Origin of the sequence: Weizmannia sp. FSL W8-1119, assembly GCF_038008605.1 — a bacterium.
Classification (GTDB): Bacteria; Bacillota; Bacilli; order Bacillales; family Bacillaceae_C; genus Weizmannia; species Weizmannia coagulans.
This window is the reverse complement of the sequence record NZ_JBBOZL010000001.1, coordinates 1,585,737-1,603,811: the sequence shown is the minus strand read 5'-3', so window position 1 is coordinate 1,603,811 and position 18,075 is coordinate 1,585,737. Positions and strand designations below refer to the sequence as shown.

Here is an 18,075-nt window from a genome sequence, read left to right as displayed (position 1 = left end):
ATGTTAAAAGTCGGGCTGGAACTCACACTGGAAGATAAAGATACAGGTAAAAGATATAGATGTAAAATTGCGGATATAAAAGAGGATAAAATTTATATTGATTACCCGATCGACCTGGAAACAAACCGGACCGTATTTTTGCTGATTGGCCAGGGGCTGCTCGTTGATTTCGTTTCGGACGGCCAGATTCCTTACCGGTTTTCATCAAAAGTCACCGGCAGGGAACTCGGCAATATCCCGATGCTTATTTTATCCGCACCGGAGCCGGAAGATGTGCGCAAGATCCAGCGGCGGCAATATGTCAGGGTAGATGCCGCGCTCGATATTGCCCTCACCTTTCCGGAATCCAATTTGAAAACAACGGCAGTTACAAAAGACATCAGTTCGGGCGGCTGCGCCGTCTACTTGCCTCGCAATATCCGCCCGGGGGAGCATGAAACAGGAAAAGCGCTTCTTGTCCTGCCACTAAAAGAAGGCTACCAGTACTTGCAGCTTCTTTTTTCCGTCGTCAGGCTGTTTGAAACCGGCGGAAAAACGGGGGCCTCGCTCCAGTTTAAAGATACAAGCGCAAAAGAGAGGCAGTATATCCTGCGTTTTTGCTTCGAGCAGCAGCTTTTGCTCCGTAAAAAGGGGCTTCCCGGATAAAACTTGCATTTCATGGATAGGAGGATTCACCATTTTATGGTACACTATAAAGAGGGTGTATCCTTTTATCTACTCAAAAAACGGGTATATGCAACAAGAGAGAATAGGGTGAAATCGTTGTATGAAAAAAATCAATATTGCCATCGACGGTCCTGCTGCTGCAGGGAAAAGCACGGCGGCGAAAAAAGTTGCCGAGCAGTTGCAATATATTTACATTGATACAGGCGCAATGTACCGGTCGCTTACTTATAAAGCGCTGCAGTACGGAACGGACCTTGAAGACGGCAATGCGCTTGCCAAACTTTTGTACAAGACAAATATCCGCCTGGAGCCGGGGGAAAACGGCCAGATTGTTTTTGTCGACGGTGAAGACGTAACCGGCAAGATCAGGGAAAGGGAAGTGACGAGAGCAGTTTCAGCTGTTTCAAAGCATGCCGTTGTCCGTGAAGAAATGGTCAAGCGGCAGCGGATGCTCGCCCGTGGCGGCGGCGTTGTCATGGACGGCCGGGATATCGGGACAAAAGTATTGCCGGATGCCGAATTGAAGATTTTTTTGCTGGCCAGCGCCGATGAGCGCGCAAAGCGGCGCCATGCCGAAAATGTTGCAAAAGGGATCCCTTCAGACCTCAGCCGTTTAAAACAGGAGATTGAGGAAAGGGACAGGCTGGATTCCGAACGGGAAGTTTCACCGCTCTCTAAAGCGGCGGACGCCGTAGAACTGGACACGACAAGCATGGACATTGATGAAGTTGCCGGAAAGATTCTTGCGATGGCAAAAGAAAAAATCACCCAGCAGCAATCGGCTTCTTTACTTGACAAAAAGTAAAAGATGTTAGAAATTTGATAGGAAAGCGTTTCTTTTTGAATTATACGAATTAATTTGAAAAGAACGGGTATATTCAATGGTAGTTGAAGCGCCGGATAAGGAGGAAGTACATATGCCAGACGAAATGAATGAAATAGAAGTACGGTCCCTTTCTGTAGGGGATAAAGTGAAAGCATCGGTTGTCAAAGTGGAGGAAAAGCAAGTGCTCGTTTCCATTGAAGGCAGCAAAGTGGACGGGATTATTCCGATCAGCGAGCTTTCCAATCTCCATATTGAAACCGCATCAGATGCCGTGAAAGAAGGGGACGAGCTGAATCTCGTCGTTACGAAAGTGGAAGAAGACGCCGTCATTCTTTCCAAACGGAAATATGATGCTGAAAAAGCATGGGATGAGCTGAAGGAAAAATTTGAAAACCAGGAAATCATCGAAGCGGAAGTTAATGAAGTGGTAAAAGGCGGCCTTGTTGTCGATTTGGGCGTCCGCGGCTTTGTCCCTGCATCGCTTGTCGAGGACCACTTTGTTGAAGACTTCTCCGACTATAAAGGGAAAACATTGCCCTTTTTGATCGTTGAACTGGACGAGGACAAAAACCGGTTGATTTTATCACACCGGGCTGTGGTGGAAAAAGAAAAAGAAGAAAAACGCCAGGATATTCTTGACCATCTCGAAGCAGGCCAGGTGCTGGAAGGGACCGTGCAAAGGCTGACGAATTTCGGCGCTTTTGTCGATATCGGCGGAATTGACGGCCTTGTCCATATTTCCCAGCTTGCGCATGAACGGGTGGAAACGCCGTCCGATGTCGTCAAAGAAGGGGAAAAGGTCAAAGTGAAAGTGTTGTCGGTGGACCGGGACAACGGGCGGATTTCCTTGTCCATCAAGGATACACTTCCGGGCCCCTGGGAAGGCATTGAACAGAAAGCACAGAAGGGGACTGTCCTTACCGGGACGGTAAAACGCTTGGTTTCGTTCGGGGCATTTGTGGAAGTATTCCCGGGCGTTGAAGGGCTTGTCCATATTTCACAAATTTCCCATAAGCATGTGTCCACCCCTCATGAAGTGTTAAGGGAAGGTCAGGAAGTGCAGGTGAAAGTGCTCGATGTCAACGAACAGGCGCACCGCTTGTCCTTAAGCATGAAAGAACTGGAACAGGCTGATACAGCAGCTTCTGATTATGACCTTCCAGAAGAAAATACCGGGTTCCAGCTTGGGGATATGATCGGGGACCAGTTGAAGAAATTTAAGCAGTAAAAAAGCCCGTCCGGTTGGAATGAAAAAGCTGAGAGGCGCCCGTGTAGCCGGTGCCGCTCAGCTTTTTTGCGCTTTGTCTTGCCTATTAACCGCTCATTTTACTGCCGTTTGCGTGCTTCATCAGCGCTTTCAAGGCGGGTTGCCCCTCCGTAGTGGAGCGCCTGGTCACGGTCGCTTTCCACACGCCCGCTTTGGCGTAGTTTTTTCTCCTGGCGGTCTTTTCCCATTGCCCATTCACCCCCGTTTGTAGTATGCCTGAAAAAAGCGAAAAACTTGCGGTTAACCCGGTGCAATCTTTCCCATAATGGAGATAAAGGAGGGTGCACCGTGGAAGGAGCATTTTTTTTGGGGGTGATGTGGGCGGTATGGATTTGGGCGACATTTTTGCTGGACAGGCATCACCGTTTACGGTTTCCGGCAGCACTGGTTGCTTTGCTGCTCGTGATCAGCTTTCCGCATCAAGCGGCGGTGGGCCGTCTCGATATCAGTTGGGCGCTCATCGTCATCATGGCTGCCGGTTATGGGTACTTCGGCAAATTTTCGAAATGGGCGCTTTTGGCCCGGCTCGCCGGCGTCTTTATCGTGATGGCAGGCTATGCAGGCCTGTTGTTATTTGAACTGTACGATCCGGTCTGGATGTTTGCCTGGCGTACCATTTGCTACAGCCTGTTTTTGTTTATCCTTGTCCATTTGCTTTTTCGTTCAAAAATGGATGCCGTTGCCGCCGCACTGACCGGTACGGCACAAGGGGAAATTCTGTATGCACTGGTGCTTGCAAAATGGGATTTCCATGTTACGGCAGGCTCTGCGGCATATCTCGATATCGCCGGGCTTTTTCTCCTCTATGCGTACGGCTGGCATATCATGGATGCCGCCTTGAATCTCATATCAGAAAAAGCAGCAAAAAAGGAAAGGCCGGGATGATTTGTGGGATATTGCCTGAACAAGAAAATATTGATAAACTACTAAAGTTGATTTGTTTTGCGAAAACGGAACAGAAAGGGTGAATCGTATGGCAAAACCGGTTGTGGCAATTGTCGGACGCCCGAATGTAGGCAAATCTACCATTTTTAACCGAATTGTAGGAGAGCGGGTTTCTATTGTGGAAGATGTTCCGGGAGTGACAAGAGACCGTATATACAGTCCGGCAGAATGGCTGACACACGAATTTAACGTGATTGATACAGGCGGCATTGATATCGGGGATGAACCGTTTCTCGAGCAGATCCGGCAGCAGGCTGAAATCGCCATCCAGGAAGCGGATGTGATCATTTTTATTACAAGCGGTAGAGAAGGCGTGACTTCTGCGGATGAAATGGTCGCCAAAATATTGTACCGGTCAAAAAAGCCGGTCGTTCTGGCAGTGAACAAGGTTGACAATCCCGAGATGCGCACCCAGATTTATGATTTTTACGCCCTCGGTTTTGGCGATCCTTTCCCGATATCCGGCGCGCACGGCCTCGGCCTTGGCGACCTGCTCGATGCAGTTGTCAAACATTTTCCTGAGAAAGCGGACGAGGAGTACGGGGAAGATGTCATTAAATTTTGTTTTATCGGGAGGCCGAACGTCGGAAAATCTTCCCTGTTCAATGCGATTCTCGGTGAAGAGCGCGTCATTGTCAGTGAAATAGAGGGAACGACGAGAGACGCGGTGGATACCGTCTATACTTATGAAGGCCAAACTTATGTTATGATTGATACAGCAGGGATGCGCAAAAAAGGAAAAGTGTATGAAAACACGGAAAAATACAGTGTGCTGCGCGCATTGAGGGCCATTGAGCGTTCCGATGTCGTCTGTGTTGTTTTAAACGGCGAGGAAGGGATCCGGGAACAGGATAAGCGGATTGCCGGCTACGCCCATGAAGCGGGCCGCGGCGTGATCATTGTGGTAAACAAATGGGATGCCGTTCAAAAAGATGAAAAAACAATGGATCAGTTTACGCAGAAAATCCGGGACCATTTCCAGTTTCTTGATTATGCGCCGGTCATTTACGTGTCGGCAAAAACAAAAAAGAGGCTGGACCAGCTGTTCCCGCTGCTTAAGACGGTCAGCGAGAACCATGCGATGCGCGTGAAGTCCAGCGTGCTGAATGAAGTCATAACAGATGCGGTTGCGATGAATCCGACGCCGACAGACAAAGGGCGGCGGCTGAAAATCTTTTATGCGACGCAAGTCTCCGTCAAACCGCCGACGATCGTTGTGTTTGTCAATGATCCCGAATTGATGCATTTTTCGTACGAACGGTTTTTGGAAAACCGGATCCGTGATGCGTTTGGTTTTACCGGAACGCCGATCCATATCATCGCCCGTGCGCGTAAATAAATATAAAGAGGGTGTTTTATTTGTCCAAAAAAACGATCGCAGTGCTCGGCGCGGGGAGCTGGGGCACTGCCTTGTCGATTGTTTTGGCTGATAACGGCTTTAAGGTCAGGTTGTGGGGAAACAAAAAAGGCCAGATCGATGAAATCAATACATCCCATACAAACGCTTTTTATTTGCCGGGCATCAAGCTGCAACCCGCAATTACCGGCACCTTTTCACTTGAAGAAGCGTTAAACGGCATTGATACCGCTGTACTGGCGGTCCCTACAAAAGCGGTGCGCGATGTATGCAGGCAAGTGAAAGCGGTGCGGAAAAGCCCGCTTTCCATCATCCATGTCACCAAAGGGATTGAACCGGGTTCCCTGATGCGCATTTCGGAAATGATTGAAGAAGAAATTCCGGAATCGTTGCTGCGGGATCTGACGGTTTTATCGGGGCCGAGCCATGCTGAAGAAGTCAGCCTGCGCCACCCGACAACCGTAACCGTTTCATCGAAAAAAATGGCAGCTGCCAAAAAAGCACAGGACATTTTTATGAACTCGAATTTCCGCGTCTATACGAATCCCGACATCATTGGCGTCGAATTGGGCGGTTCCCTGAAAAATATTATTGCACTTGCAGCCGGCATTTCGGACGGCCTCGGCTATGGGGACAATGCGAAAGCCGCTTTAATGACGAGAGGGCTTGCGGAAATCGCCCGGCTCGGCACGAAAATGGGCGCAAATCCGCTGACATTTTTAGGGCTTGCCGGGATTGGCGACCTGATCGTGACTTGCACGAGCGTTCACTCGCGGAACTGGCGGGCCGGCAATATGCTCGGCAAAGGCAAAAAGCTCGATGATGTGCTGGAACAGATGGGAATGGTCGTGGAAGGCGTCCGGACAACAAAGGCGGCGTACCAGCTCTCCAGCCGGTACGAAGTCAAAATGCCGATTACCGATGCCCTTTACCATGTCTTATTTGAAGGACTTGACCCGAAAGAAGCAGTCGACAATTTAATGGGCCGGCTGAAAAAACATGAAATGGAAGGTTTGATGGATGTGCTGGGGGAACAGTACTAGCTTTCCTTGGCAAAAAAGTCCCGGTAGGCTTTCGGATGATACCGGACGGAGGCATGCTGCATAAACTGCAAGGAAAAAGAATTCGCTTTAAACTGCGCAGGCTGGGTATAGTCAACCTTTTCTCCGGGGCAGACGTTTGCCCCGGCCTTTTTTTATGCCGTAAATTGAAACATTTCAAAAGCTTATGATATAATGTCCGAAGTCCGAAAGGTTTACGAATTTTACAAAGGAGAAAGGGGAGATTGTTTTGTCCCGGGGGATGGCGAATATGTGGATTTCGCTTTTCGGCATGGGCCTGCTCTGTTTGGCGATGGTATTGATTCTTGCCAGCAGATATAGGCTGAAACAAAAACTGTTCAAATGGGCGGCTGCTGTGATTGCGTATGCCTGCCTGGCGCTGGGCGGCCTGATTATGGCTTATATCGTGCTGAGCGGGCCGGCAAATTAACCGGAGGGGGAGATCATTTTGCGCTTCAAAAATATGCTGCTGCTTCTGACCGTTTTCTTCTGCATCAGTTTAGGCGGCTGCCTTTATCCGGGGGCACAGGAAAAAGAAAGCAGGCTGCCGGATGACATGCAGCTTCAAATGGTGCAAAAAGCGGTAGATGCATACCGGAAAGACAACGGCGGCCTGCTCCCGATCAAGACAAAGCCGCAAAATACGCCGGTTTACGTAAAATACCCGATTGATTTCAATAAACTGAAAAGCCCGAAAAACTACCTGCCCGATCCGCCGGCAAATGCGTATGACAACGGCGGCACCCTGCAGTATGTGCTGCTTGATCCGGAACATCATCCGGTGGTAAAAGTGTTTGATACGAGAATACCCGATAAAATAAGAGACTTGCAAATCCGGATTGCGTCCCAGGGCTATCCGCCGTTTAAAAAAGAGATTACAAGAAATGTATACGCTTTAGATTTTAAAAAGCTTGGTTACAAAACAGATCCGTACGTGGTGTCACCGTATACCGGCCGGAAACTGCCGCTTGTCATTACCGGCAGAGGCGGCATTTATGTCGATTACCGGGCTGATCTGGCAAAAGCGCTCAAAACGGGCAAGCGGGCGTTTAAACCCGGGGAAGATATCCGCGTGCTGTTAACCGAAGGCTCTCCGTTTGTACCGGCTTATTCCCTTCCCTGTACCGTAAATCAAAAAAATGAACCGGTATTTATGGCAAAATAGTCATAACCCTTTCTCATCCCAATATATTGTTAGAGAAAGGGTTTATTTTTTAGGTCCCGCGTCTCTTCGCAAGGAAAAATTTTGAAAAAATAAACAGGAGGCAAATCCTGTACAGCGACTTTTTGAAAATCTATAAAAAAATCATTTTATAGACATAAGGCGGTCGGACAACATCATACACATATAATGTCTTATCATCAGCGCGAATGATGGTGTCCCGGGAACGAATGTGGGGAGGGAAACAAATTGGAAAAAGTTGATATTTTTAAAGATATTGCAGAACGTACGGGCGGCGATATTTATTTGGGGGTCGTGGGCGCCGTCAGAACGGGGAAATCCACTTTTATTAAAAAATTCATGGAACTCGTTGTGCTTCCGAACATTACAAACGAAGCGGACAGAAACCGGGCGCAGGACGAACTCCCGCAAAGCGCGGCCGGGAAAACGATTATGACGACAGAACCGAAATTTGTGCCGAACCAGGCGGTTGCTGTCCATGTCGATGAAGGGCTTGATGTGAATATCCGGCTTGTCGACTGTGTCGGCTACACGGTTCCGGGCGCGAAAGGATATGAAGATGAAAACGGCCCGCGCATGATCCATACGCCGTGGTATGAAGAACCGATTTCCTTCCACGAAGCGGCGGAAATCGGCACGAGAAAGGTCATTCAGGAACATTCAAGCATCGGGGTTGTGATCACAACAGACGGCACGATCGGCGAAATTCCGCGTGAGGATTACGTGGAAGCGGAGGAAAGGGTTGTTGCCGAGTTAAAAGAAGTCGGAAAACCGTTTATCATTGTTGTCAATTCGGCAAAGCCGCACCATCCGGAGACGGAAATACTGAGGACGGAATTGCAGGAAAAATATGATCTTCCGGTGCTCGCCATGTCAGTGGAAAGCATGCGTGAAGCCGATGTGCTGAATGTGCTGCGTGAAGCGCTGTACGAATTTCCGGTACTGGAAGTCAATGTGAACCTGCCGAGCTGGGTGATGGTGTTAAAAGAAAACCACTGGCTGCGTGAAAATTATCAGGACGCCGTGAAAGAGTCGGTAAAAGACATTAAGCGGCTGCGCGATGTGGACCGCGTTGTCCAGGCTTTTAACGAATATGAGTTTATTGAATCTGCAAGCCTTGCCGGCATTGAAATGGGGCAAGGGGTGGCGGAAATCGACCTCGAGGCGCCGGATGAACTGTACGATCAGGTTTTAAAGGAAATCGTCGGCGTTGAAATCCGCGGCAAGGATCATCTGCTCGAGCTGATGCAGGATTTCGCCCATGCGAAATCGGAATACGATCAAATTTCCGATGCCCTAAAAATGGTGAAACAAACCGGCTATGGGATTGCCTCACCTTCCCTGCAGGATATGAGCCTGGATGAGCCGGAAATCATCCGCCAGGGATCCCGTTTCGGCGTCCGGCTGAAAGCGGTGGCGCCGTCCATCCATATGATCAAAGTCGATGTCGAATCGGAATTTGCCCCGATCATCGGGACGGAAAAGCAGAGCGAGGAGCTTGTGCGGTACCTGATGCAGGATTTTGAAGATGACCCGCTGTCCATCTGGAATTCGGATATTTTCGGGCGCAACTTAAGTTCCATTGTCAGGGAAGGCATCCAGGCAAAATTATCGCTCATGCCGGAAAATGCCCGCTATAAGTTAAAAGAAACGCTCGAACGGATCATTAACGAAGGGTCAGGCGGCCTGATCGCCATTATTTTGTAAGAGGGATACCGCGGTATCCCTTTTTTGTATCCGTGCACCCGCAAAATATGTTTTCCGCAAGTTTGAATTTTTCGGGAAAAGTACTTTAAATCCGAAAAAAAGTTGAAAAGTTTTCCTTTGTTAGCGAATAGTTCTTGCACCTCTCTTGCGATTATGATAATCTTTTAACAGAATTGGTGCTGAAAAGCCTGATTCTATCCGGTTTTAAACGTTTATGATGAGGGAAAACCGTATACACTGAAGAGAAGAAGCTGGAAATGACTTCTATGTTTCTTTTGGAGGAGGTGAATGGAATGAATAAAACGGATTTAATCAATGCAGTGGCAGAAGCTACCGAACTTTCCAAAAAGGATACGACAAAAGCAGTTGACGCTATTTTTGATACAATTCAAAATGCATTGGCAAACGGAGATAAAGTCCAACTGATCGGGTTTGGTAATTTCGAAGTGCGCGAACGCGCTGCCCGTAAAGGAAGAAACCCGCAAACCGGCGAGGAAATCGACATTGCGGCAAGCAAAGTGCCTGCATTCAAGCCGGGGAAAGCGCTTAAAGACGCAGTGAAGTAATTACATATGGTTGGCTTTGAGCGGAAAAAAGGCTGCCTGGGCAGCCTTTTTTTAATACAGCAGGGTCCAAAAAACGGAAAAAGGGAAACGTGCATACGTTTGGCGCCCGTTTTCCCGGTGCAAAAGCCTGCGAAATCCCGGCACAGCCGGGGGGAGCGCCTGAGCGCGGCGTTTCCGGCGCTTTGACTGCAAACGGCGCTGTGGTAAGATGAATATATGAAAAGCTTTTTAAACGAATAAAAAGGAGGCCTGAAAATGAAAGCAGAGGCGCAGGCGGATTATATCGTCGTGAAAGCGTTGCAGGACGGGGTGAGCGTCATTGGGCTGTCAAGGGGTACCGATACGAAGCTGAACCATACGGAAATGCTGGATGATGGCGAAGTGCTGGTCGCACAGTTTACCGAACATACTTCCATGATCAAGATTCGCGGCGAAGCGCAAATCCTGACCGGCATCGGGAATTTGCGCAGCGAAGCGAAAAAATAAACCGGAATCAATTTGTTAACGGCCATTTTACATATGTGATATAATAAACTACAGCTTATTTTTAGGCCAGATCAACGAAGAAACGGGGAAAGGGTTATGTCATACCAGAGGGAGCAGCAAATTGCCGCAATCAAACAGGCGATTGAAGAAGAAGTGGCACACGACTATCTAAATCAGTTTATTGATGCCCCATACATAGATGAAGACCGGATTCTGCTTTTGATAAGCAGCCTTGCGGGGCAGCCTTATACGGAACATGAAGTGAAGCAGTTTGTTGCGACTGCCATGCTGATCCAGATTGCCCTTGACACCCATGAAAAAGTAACCAATGCAAATGAAAATCAAAAAAGCCGCCAGCTTACCGTTCTGGCGGGGGATTATTTCAGCAGCCTTTACTACAAACTGCTTGCGGGCGTGCACAACGTCCGGCTTGTCGGCATACTGGCGGAAGGAATCAAATCCGTAAATGAATATAAAGTGAGGCTTTACCAATTTGACAATTCCGACGCGGAGACGTTCGTTGGGCATTTGAAAAAAACCGAATCCGCGATTATTACAAAATTTATGCAGTTTTTCGGTTCACAGCCGCTCATCCGCTTAAGCGAGGAACTGCTTTTGTTTAACCGGCTGTTAAGGGAAAAGGAGCAGGCCGAAAACGGGAAGCGCTCCATCCTGTTTGAAGCCCTGAACAAAATGGCTTACCCGGGTGACGGGCGCCCTTTTGAGCAGCTGCCGCATGAGAAAAAGCGAAAACTGTTTTATATTTGTGAGAAGTATTTGAAAGAAAGCATCCGTGCGTTGCAGGCTGCGGCCATGTCTTGCGGAAACGAAATGCTTTCAGAGCGGATCCGCCTGCTGATGGGGCGGTATGGTGATACAACGAGATTATATGCGGAGGAAGGGTAACCATGATGCCAAAAGAAGAACGGGTACACGCCATTTTCGAAAAAATTTCGCAAAACTACGATAGGATGAACTCGGTGATCAGCTTCAGCCAGCATAAGCGGTGGCGGAAAGACCTGATGCGGAAAATGGCGGTAAGAGAAGGGAGCAGCGCACTCGATCTGTGCTGCGGGACGGCGGACTGGACAATTGCCCTCGCAGAGGCAGTCGGCGAATCCGGCAGTGTGACAGGGCTCGATTTCAGTGAAAGCATGCTTGAAGTCGGGAAGCGGAAAGTGGACGCGCTCGGCTTGAAAAATGTCTCGCTCCGTTACGGAAATGCAATGGAACTGCCGTTTGAAGATGGAACGTTTGATTATGTGACGGTCGGGTTCGGGCTCAGGAATGTCCCGGACTACAAACAGGTTTTGCAGGAAATGTACAGGGTGCTGAAGCCCGGCGGCATGGCGGCCTGCCTGGAAACCTCCCAGCCGGTCATTCCCGGGTACAGGCAGCTTTATTACTTTTATTTCCGCCGGATCATGCCGCTTCTCGGACAATGGTTGGCAAAAAGCTACCGGGAATATTCCTGGCTTCAGGAATCTGCACTGCAGTTTCCTGGAATGGAAGAACTGGCGGCTGCATTTTCCGATGCGGGTTTTGGCCGGATTTTGTACAAGCCGTTTGCCGGCGGGGCCGCAGCTGCACATATTGCCTTGAAAGAGAAATGATGATCGGATGGAGACGGAATGAAGGTACAAATGCTGTACTCGTTTTTAAAAACGGATATTGAGCTTATTGAACAAGAGCTGGACAACGCTGTCGCATCAAACGCTGCTTTGATACAGCAGGCATCTGAAAGTTTGCTGAAAGCGGGAGGGAAAAGGATTCGCCCTGTATTTGTGCTGCTCGGCGCGAAATTCGGGGATTACGAAATCGAACGTGTCAAAAATGTCGCTGTTGCACTGGAATTGATCCATATGGCGTCGCTCGTGCACGATGATGTCATTGATGATGCCGAACTGCGCAGGGGACAGCCGACCGTAAAAGCCAAGTGGGACAACCGGATTGCCATGTATACAGGCGATTATATTCTCGCAACCGCGCTTGAATACATTACAAAAGTGGAGGATCTCTCCGCCCATCAGATTCTGGCGGATACACTTGTTGAAGTGTGCGTCGGCGAAATCGAGCAAATCAAGGATAAATACCGGTTTAATCAGAATTTGCGCTGTTACTTAAGGCGGATCAAGCGGAAAACGGCTTTGCTGATTGCTGTCAGCTGCCAGCTCGGGGCGATTGCAGCGGGCGCTGACGAAAAAACTCACCGCCAATTATACCGGTTTGGCTACAATGTCGGGATGAGCTATCAAATTATTGATGATATCCTGGATTTTACCGGCACGGAGAAGCAGCTTGGAAAACCGGCAGGCGAAGATTTGCGCCAGGGCAATGTAACGCTTCCGGTGCTTTTTGCAAGGGAAGACCCAAAAATCAGAAAAAAGCTGGAATATGTCCATGAGCACATGCCAAAAGCGGAGCTTGAAGACGTTGTCAGACTGGTCAAACAGTCCGGCGCGATCGAACGGTCCTATGCAGTGAGCAACTGCTATCTAGAGAAAGCGCTCAGTTCGCTTGAGCAGCTTCCGGATACCCGTTTTAAAAAAATGCTGGCAGATTTGGCACGTTATATGGGAAAAAGAAAGTTTTAAAAGAAAGCAGGGCTGCCGGGCAGTGCCCTGCATTGGCGGCCCGGTTTTGAAGCGCTTACTTCAAACATATTGAGATTTTCCCGCCATCATGGTACGATTTTCTATGGCCAAGATGCCTTACATAGTAGAAATGCGAATGGAGTGGATGAAGATGGAAAGGACTTTTTTAATGGTAAAACCGGATGGGGTCAGCCGCCAGCTGATCGGCGAAATCGTTTCCCGCTTTGAAAAGAAAGGGTTTCGGCTTGCGGGGGCAAAATTGATGCAAATTTCAGATGAACTTGCAAAAAAGCATTACGCTGAGCATAAAGAACGCCCTTTTTTCAATGATCTCGTGGCATTTATTACTTCCGGTCCGGTCTTTGCCATGGTTTGGGAAGGCGAAAACATCATCGCCACTGCTCGGCAAATGATGGGCAAAACGAATCCGGCCGAAGCCGCCCCGGGGACGATCCGCGGCGATTACGGCGTGATTGTCAGCAAAAACATTATTCACGGTTCCGACTCACCAGAAAGCGCGAAACGTGAAATTTCCCTGTTTTTCCGGGAAGACGAGCTGATCTCATACAGCCGGCCGCTGGATGCTTCGATTTATTAAATCATGCAAAAAAAAGATTGGCGATCCTCTCCGCGCCAATCTTTTTTTATGTTAAAATAAACGGTATGAACCAACAAATCTGAATAAAAATACGGGGATTGCATAATGAAAACAGAACTGGATGATTACGGCCGGTTCATTGCGCAAGTCAAAAAGAAAACGGGGATTGATTTATCTTTGTATAAAGAAGCGCAAATGAAAAGAAGGCTGACGACATTATATGAAAAAAGAGGATTTTCATCTTTCAGCGAATTTTTTCAAGGACTGGACAAAAACGAACGTTTGCTGGAAGAATTTTTGGACAGAATGACGATTAATGTTTCAGAATTTTTCAGAAATAAGTCGAGATGGGATGTGCTCGAACGGAACATTTTGCCCGGGCTGCTGAAAGAAAAAGGAGAAAAACTGAAAATCTGGAGTGCCGCTTCCTCTACGGGCGAAGAACCGTATACGATGGCCATGATCCTGTCAAAGTATTTGCCGCTTAATAAGATTCAGATCCTGGCGACCGATATTGATCAAAAAGCCCTGCAGAAAGCAGAAGCCGGCGTTTATTCCGAACGTTCGATCCTTGAGGTGCCGCGCGAAATGAAACAAAAATATTTTCAAAAAAGCGGCGGGGGCCCGTTCTATCAAATTGCGGACGAAATCAGGCGGGCGGTGATATTCAAACAACATAATCTGCTGCACGACCCTTATCCAGCAGCGGATCTGATTATTTGCCGGAACGTGCTGATTTACTTTACAGAAGAAGCCAAAGTGTCTGTTTACCGGAATTTCAGCAAAACGCTGTCGGCAAACGGCATATTATTTGTCGGTAGCACGGAACAGATTTTCAATCCGGCCGCGTATGGATTTGAAATTGAAGATACCTTTTTCTATAAAAAAATATAAAGCGCTCCATCTATTCGATTTACAGCGATTGTGGTATAGTGATAGATATGTAATGCTTTAAAGTGATGAAGGGGGATGCAGAATGAGATATTTGACGGCAGGCGAGTCACACGGACCGGCGCTGACCACCATTATTGAAGGCCTTCCGGCGGGCATGCCGCTGACAGCTGAAGAAATTAACACTGACCTTGCCAGAAGGCAGAAAGGTTACGGGCGGGGGCGGAGAATGCAGATAGAAAAAGATAGGGCAATGATTTCTGCCGGCGTCCGCCACGGATTGACGCTCGGTTCGCCGGTTGCGCTCACGGTTGAAAACAGGGACTGGGTGCACTGGAATAAGATCATGGGCATTGAGCCCCTTCCTGAAGATGCGGACGACGTGAAACGGCGTGTGACCCGCCCGCGCCCGGGGCATGCCGATCTTGCCGGCGGGATCAAATACGGGCACAGGGATTTGCGCAATGTGCTCGAACGCTCTTCCGCACGCGAGACCACCGTTCGTGTGGCTGCCGGGGCTGTCGCGAAAAAATTGCTGAAAGAGCTCGGCATCGAAGTGGCCTCGCACGTGCTTGAAATCGGGGGTGTCCGCGCGGAAAAGGTGCCATATGATTCCCTTGCTTCCTTGCAGGAAAAAGCGGACGGTTCACCGGTACGCTGTTTGGATGACGGGGCGGCGCAAAAAATGATGGAAGCCATCGACACGGCAAAGAAAAACGGCGACTCGATCGGCGGCATTGTCGAAGTGATCGCAACCGGGATGCCGGCCGGTGTTGGCAGTTATGTTCATTACGACCGGAAGCTGGATGCCAGGCTCGCGCGCGCCATCATCAGCATCAATGCGTTTAAAGGGGTGGAATTCGGGCTTGGCTTTGAAATGGCACACCGGCCCGGGAGCGAAGTCCATGATGAAATCGCCTGGTCGGAAGAAACGGGCTATACGCGCAAAACAAACCGCCTCGGCGGCTTTGAAGGCGGTATGACAACCGGCATGCCGATTGTCGTAAGAGGCGTAATGAAGCCGATCCCGACATTGTATAAGCCGCTTCAAAGCGTTGATATCGAAACGAAGGAACCTTTTGCAGCGAGCATCGAACGTTCCGACAGCTGTGCGGTGCCGGCAGCAAGCGTCGTCTGTGAGGCCGTTGTCGCCTGGGAGTTGGCGGAAGCGATCACCGACCAGTTTTACAGCGACAGGATGGATGTGCTGAAAAAAACGGTTGCGGAGCAAAGAGAATACGGAAGGTTGTTTTAAATGGAAACGATCATCATTGATACAGAAACAAAACAGTACCCGGTATACATAGCAAGCGGCGCGCTGCAGGAGCTGGGCCCGCTCGTCCGCAAATATACGCGCTGCATGGTCATAACGGATCAAAACGTCCGGCCGCTTCACTTGGACAAACTGCTTTCGCAGCTTCCGGAAAGCGCGGAACAGTGTGTACTGACCGTGCCAGGGGGGGAAGATGCCAAAACGTTTGAAGTCTACCAGGAAGCTTTGACGTTTGCCGTGGAACATCATTTAGACCGGAAATCATGCATTCTTGCCTTTGGAGGGGGCGCGGTCGGCGATCTTGCCGGTTTTGTGGCGGCAACCTATATGCGCGGCATTGCGTTTATTCAAATCCCGACAACCATTTTGGCCCATGACAGCGCGGTCGGCGGCAAAGTGGCGATCAATCACCCGCTTGGAAAAAACCTCGTCGGCGCTTTTTACCAGCCGGAATTTGTATTGTATGACACGGATTTCCTGCGCACGCTCCCCAAAAAGCAGCTGTTAAGCGGATTTGCCGAACTTGTAAAGCATGCGCTTCTTTCGGATGGGGAGTTCCTTAAAGAATTACAAACAAAGATTCCGGACGGCGGGCATCTTTTATCCCCGCATCTTCCGGACTTGTTGAAAAAAGGGATCAAAGTAAAGGCAGATATTGTCCGCAAAGATGAAAAAGAAACGGGTGTGCGTGCCTTTTTGAATTTCGGGCATACGCTTGGGCATGCCCTTGAGGCGCACGGCGGGTTCGGGAAAATCACCCATGGCGAAGCGATCATGACCGGCATCGTTTACGCTCTTTTGATCAGCAGGGAACAGACCGGCCTTCAATTTGATTTGCCGCAATTTCTCAGCTGGATCGAAACGCTCGGCTATGATTGGAAAATTCCGGCTGGCGCAGCATTTGACGAAATCTATGCTTATATGAAACGCGATAAAAAAACAATTGCCGGCAATATTCACTTCGTCCTGCTTGCGTCTGTCGGCAAACCGGTGCTGGCTGAAGTGGACAAAGAACGGCTGAGCCGTCTGTTTCTGCTGCAGCAAAAGGGGGATTTGCATACATGATACGCGGAATACGCGGAGCGACTACGGTCGAGCGCGATCACGAAAGCGAAGTCCTTGCTGCTACTACTGAGCTGATGAATGCCTTGATCGAAAAAAACGGGATCAAGCCGGACCGGGTCGCTTCCCTTTTGTTCTCGGCAACAGCCGATATCCGTTCGGCTTTTCCTTCGAAAGTCATGCGCCAATTCAGCGGCTGGAAGTATGTCCCGATTATGAATATGCAAGAAATTCCGGTTGAAGGGAGCCTTGCCCGCTGCATCCGCATCCTGATCCATGTTGACACGGACCTTGGGCAGGAGGACGTAAAGCACGTGTATTTGCGCCGTGCAGCTGCGCTCCGGCCGGATTTAACAAAATAAAAGAATTTTAACGCGCCACGAACCGAAAGGAGAGAATGCGATCACCCCCCCCCGGCTTGCGCTGTGGAAGCCGGGGACCCTCGCAAAAGATGATGAAATGGAGAACACAAATTACGGATTTAGAAGCATATGTGCCCGGAAAGACCATTGATGAAGTGAAAAAACAATACAGGCTCGATTCAATCGTAAAACTGGCATCCAATGAAAATCCGTTCGGCTATTCCCCGAAAGTGGATAAGGCTTTGAAAAACTTTCAGCCTGCTTTTACCCGTTATCCGGACGGGCACGCCGCACAACTGAGACAGAAAATGGCCGCACATCTCGGCGTTGATCCAACCGAACTGATTTTTACAAACGGGACGGACGAACTGATCCAAATCGTTTCCAGGTCACTCCTCGAACCGGGCAAAAATACGGTGATGGCCGCACCGACATTTTCCCAATACAAACATAATGCCATCATCGAGGGCGCCGAAGTCCGTGAAGTACCCTTAAAAGACGGGCGGCATGACCTGGAGGCGATGCTCGGGCAAATTGATGAAAACACGGCGGTTGTCTGGATTTGCAGCCCGAACAATCCGACGGGGACGTATACGACCGAACAGGAGTTGACCGCTTTTCTTGACCGCGTGCCAGAAGACGTGCTCGTTTTTATCGATGAAGCGTACAGCGAATACGTGGTCGCAAAAGATTACGAACAGGCGCTTGTCTTATTCCGCCGGTATCATCATTTGATTGTCAGCCGGACCTTTTCGAAAATTTACGGACTGGCCGGTTTACGCGTTGGCTACGGGATTGCCGATCGAACGATCATCCAAAAGCTCGAGCCGGTGCGCCCGCCATTTAATACCAATGTCCTTGGCCAGCTGGCTGCACAGGCGGCGTTGGAGGACCAGACGTTTATCCAGAGCTGCCGCGACAAAAACCGGCAGGGGCTCGAACGCTTTTATGCGTTTTGCCGCCGCAACAGCCTTGCATTTTACCCGTCACAGGCAAATTTTATTTTAATCGATTTTCAATGCGATAGTGAGGAAGTTTGCCGGTTTTTGCTTGGCAGGGGATATATCGTCCGCTCCGGGGAAGCACTCGGGATGCCGGGGACGGTCCGGGTTACCATCGGGTCGGAAGAACAAAACCGGCCCGTACTCGAGGCGATCGGGGCTTTTCTGGAAAGCCGCAAATGAACTTGATAACGGCGGGCCTTTTGACAGCAAAAGGCCGCCTTTTTACA

The 18,075-nt window shown here is 49.4% G+C and carries 21 protein-coding genes; 20 read left to right on the top strand and 1 reads right to left on the bottom strand.

Going from position 1 to position 18,075, the window contains the following annotated elements:
* From NSQ19_RS07775 to rpsA, 3 genes are all read left to right on the top strand, one after another.
* Positions 1-645 carry a flagellar brake protein gene (locus tag NSQ19_RS07775; RefSeq protein ID WP_013859523.1) on the top strand — a complete coding sequence of 215 codons (645 nt, stop codon included), beginning with the start codon at positions 1-3 and terminating at the stop codon, positions 643-645.
* A gap of 121 nt (positions 646-766) precedes the next feature.
* Positions 767-1,471 (top strand): (d)CMP kinase, encoded by a 705-nt coding sequence (cmk, locus tag NSQ19_RS07770; RefSeq protein WP_017552425.1) that lies wholly within the window; start codon positions 767-769, stop codon positions 1,469-1,471.
* Between the two features lie 112 nt (positions 1,472-1,583).
* Positions 1,584-2,720, top strand: coding sequence for a 30S ribosomal protein S1 (gene rpsA, locus NSQ19_RS07765; protein WP_013859521.1), 1,137 nt, complete (start codon positions 1,584-1,586; stop codon positions 2,718-2,720).
* A 98-nt stretch (positions 2,721-2,818) separates the two neighbouring features.
* Here rpsA and NSQ19_RS07760 read toward each other — a convergent pair whose 3' ends face one another.
* Positions 2,819-2,947 (bottom strand): YpzI family protein, encoded by a 129-nt coding sequence (locus tag NSQ19_RS07760; protein ID WP_013859520.1) that lies wholly within the window; start codon positions 2,945-2,947, stop codon positions 2,819-2,821.
* 100 nt (positions 2,948-3,047) lie between these two features.
* On the opposite strand from NSQ19_RS07760, the gene NSQ19_RS07755 reads away from it, so the two are divergent.
* From NSQ19_RS07755 to hisC, 17 genes are all read left to right on the top strand, one after another.
* Positions 3,048-3,644 (top strand): YphA family membrane protein, encoded by a 597-nt coding sequence (locus NSQ19_RS07755; RefSeq protein WP_207368218.1) that lies wholly within the window; start codon positions 3,048-3,050, stop codon positions 3,642-3,644.
* 88 nt (positions 3,645-3,732) lie between these two features.
* Positions 3,733-5,043, top strand: coding sequence for a ribosome biogenesis GTPase Der (gene der / locus NSQ19_RS07750; RefSeq protein WP_013859518.1), 1,311 nt, complete (start codon positions 3,733-3,735; stop codon positions 5,041-5,043).
* Between the two features lie 20 nt (positions 5,044-5,063).
* Entirely contained in the window at positions 5,064-6,104 is a 1,041-nt protein-coding gene (locus tag NSQ19_RS07745) for an NAD(P)H-dependent glycerol-3-phosphate dehydrogenase (RefSeq protein WP_013859517.1), read from the top strand.
* Positions 6,105-6,363: 259 nt separating this feature from the next.
* The gene (locus tag NSQ19_RS07740; RefSeq protein WP_235920050.1) at positions 6,364-6,552 is read left to right on the top strand and encodes a DUF2768 domain-containing protein; all 189 of its coding nucleotides are present in this window, start codon (positions 6,364-6,366) and stop codon (positions 6,550-6,552) included.
* 18 nt (positions 6,553-6,570) lie between these two features.
* Entirely contained in the window at positions 6,571-7,287 is a 717-nt protein-coding gene (locus NSQ19_RS07735; RefSeq protein WP_340702674.1) for a hypothetical protein, read from the top strand.
* Between the two features lie 246 nt (positions 7,288-7,533).
* Complete coding sequence (gene spoIVA / locus NSQ19_RS07730) at positions 7,534-9,012, top strand: stage IV sporulation protein A (RefSeq protein ID WP_013859514.1); 1,479 nt, start codon at positions 7,534-7,536, stop codon at positions 9,010-9,012.
* 293 nt (positions 9,013-9,305) lie between these two features.
* The gene (locus tag NSQ19_RS07725; protein ID WP_013859513.1) at positions 9,306-9,578 is read left to right on the top strand and encodes an HU family DNA-binding protein; all 273 of its coding nucleotides are present in this window, start codon (positions 9,306-9,308) and stop codon (positions 9,576-9,578) included.
* A 255-nt stretch (positions 9,579-9,833) separates the two neighbouring features.
* Positions 9,834-10,064: a trp RNA-binding attenuation protein MtrB gene (gene mtrB, locus NSQ19_RS07720; protein ID WP_013859512.1), complete on the top strand. Its 231-nt coding sequence runs from the start codon at positions 9,834-9,836 to the stop codon at positions 10,062-10,064.
* A gap of 96 nt (positions 10,065-10,160) precedes the next feature.
* A complete protein-coding gene (locus NSQ19_RS07715; protein ID WP_315958419.1) occupies positions 10,161-10,970 on the top strand; it encodes a heptaprenyl diphosphate synthase component 1 in 810 nt (269 codons plus the stop codon).
* A gap of 2 nt (positions 10,971-10,972) precedes the next feature.
* Positions 10,973-11,677 (top strand): demethylmenaquinone methyltransferase, encoded by a 705-nt coding sequence (locus tag NSQ19_RS07710; RefSeq protein WP_013859510.1) that lies wholly within the window; start codon positions 10,973-10,975, stop codon positions 11,675-11,677.
* A gap of 18 nt (positions 11,678-11,695) precedes the next feature.
* Positions 11,696-12,658, top strand: a complete 963-nt coding sequence (gene hepT / locus NSQ19_RS07705) for a heptaprenyl diphosphate synthase component II (protein WP_340702673.1) — start codon at positions 11,696-11,698, stop codon at positions 12,656-12,658.
* A gap of 151 nt (positions 12,659-12,809) precedes the next feature.
* A complete protein-coding gene (gene ndk / locus NSQ19_RS07700) occupies positions 12,810-13,256 on the top strand; it encodes a nucleoside-diphosphate kinase (protein WP_340702672.1) in 447 nt (148 codons plus the stop codon).
* 105 nt (positions 13,257-13,361) lie between these two features.
* Positions 13,362-14,150 carry a CheR family methyltransferase gene (locus tag NSQ19_RS07695; RefSeq protein WP_013859507.1) on the top strand — a complete coding sequence of 263 codons (789 nt, stop codon included), beginning with the start codon at positions 13,362-13,364 and terminating at the stop codon, positions 14,148-14,150.
* Between the two features lie 82 nt (positions 14,151-14,232).
* Positions 14,233-15,402: a chorismate synthase gene (gene aroC / locus NSQ19_RS07690; RefSeq protein ID WP_061566824.1), complete on the top strand. Its 1,170-nt coding sequence runs from the start codon at positions 14,233-14,235 to the stop codon at positions 15,400-15,402.
* Entirely contained in the window at positions 15,403-16,485 is a 1,083-nt protein-coding gene (gene aroB, locus NSQ19_RS07685; protein ID WP_340702671.1) for a 3-dehydroquinate synthase, read from the top strand. It begins immediately after the preceding gene.
* Positions 16,482-16,844 carry a chorismate mutase gene (gene aroH, locus NSQ19_RS07680; protein ID WP_061566822.1) on the top strand — a complete coding sequence of 121 codons (363 nt, stop codon included), beginning with the start codon at positions 16,482-16,484 and terminating at the stop codon, positions 16,842-16,844. The genes aroB and aroH overlap by 4 nt, the downstream gene beginning before the upstream one ends.
* 89 nt (positions 16,845-16,933) lie before the next feature.
* On the top strand, positions 16,934-18,028 hold the full coding sequence (gene hisC / locus NSQ19_RS07675; protein ID WP_340702670.1) for a histidinol-phosphate transaminase: 1,095 nt from the start codon (positions 16,934-16,936) through the stop codon (positions 18,026-18,028).
* Positions 18,029-18,075 lie beyond the last annotated feature (47 nt).

Excerpts from the sequence above, each read along its gene's own strand:
- NSQ19_RS07760 (WP_013859520.1), bottom strand. The coding sequence starts at position 2,947 with ATGGGAAAAGACCGCCAGGAGAAAAAACTACGCCAAAGCGGGCGTGTG.
- NSQ19_RS07715 (WP_315958419.1), top strand. The coding sequence starts at position 10,161 with ATGTCATACCAGAGGGAGCAGCAAATTGCCGCAATCAAACAGGCGATT.
- NSQ19_RS07695 (WP_013859507.1), top strand. The coding sequence starts at position 13,362 with ATGAAAACAGAACTGGATGATTACGGCCGGTTCATTGCGCAAGTCAAA.
- der (WP_013859518.1), top strand. The coding sequence starts at position 3,733 with ATGGCAAAACCGGTTGTGGCAATTGTCGGACGCCCGAATGTAGGCAAA.
- hisC (WP_340702670.1), top strand. The coding sequence starts at position 16,934 with ATGATGAAATGGAGAACACAAATTACGGATTTAGAAGCATATGTGCCC.
- aroH (WP_061566822.1), top strand. The coding sequence starts at position 16,482 with ATGATACGCGGAATACGCGGAGCGACTACGGTCGAGCGCGATCACGAA.
- NSQ19_RS07775 (WP_013859523.1), top strand. The coding sequence starts at position 1 with ATGTTAAAAGTCGGGCTGGAACTCACACTGGAAGATAAAGATACAGGT.
- aroB (WP_340702671.1), top strand. The coding sequence starts at position 15,403 with ATGGAAACGATCATCATTGATACAGAAACAAAACAGTACCCGGTATAC.
- cmk (WP_017552425.1), top strand. The coding sequence starts at position 767 with ATGAAAAAAATCAATATTGCCATCGACGGTCCTGCTGCTGCAGGGAAA.
- NSQ19_RS07725 (WP_013859513.1), top strand. The coding sequence starts at position 9,306 with ATGAATAAAACGGATTTAATCAATGCAGTGGCAGAAGCTACCGAACTT.
- ndk (WP_340702672.1), top strand. The coding sequence starts at position 12,810 with ATGGAAAGGACTTTTTTAATGGTAAAACCGGATGGGGTCAGCCGCCAG.
- rpsA (WP_013859521.1), top strand. The coding sequence starts at position 1,584 with ATGCCAGACGAAATGAATGAAATAGAAGTACGGTCCCTTTCTGTAGGG.
- hepT (WP_340702673.1), top strand. The coding sequence starts at position 11,696 with ATGAAGGTACAAATGCTGTACTCGTTTTTAAAAACGGATATTGAGCTT.
- NSQ19_RS07740 (WP_235920050.1), top strand. The coding sequence starts at position 6,364 with ATGGCGAATATGTGGATTTCGCTTTTCGGCATGGGCCTGCTCTGTTTG.
- NSQ19_RS07710 (WP_013859510.1), top strand. The coding sequence starts at position 10,973 with ATGATGCCAAAAGAAGAACGGGTACACGCCATTTTCGAAAAAATTTCG.
- mtrB (WP_013859512.1), top strand. The coding sequence starts at position 9,834 with ATGAAAGCAGAGGCGCAGGCGGATTATATCGTCGTGAAAGCGTTGCAG.
- aroC (WP_061566824.1), top strand. The coding sequence starts at position 14,233 with ATGAGATATTTGACGGCAGGCGAGTCACACGGACCGGCGCTGACCACC.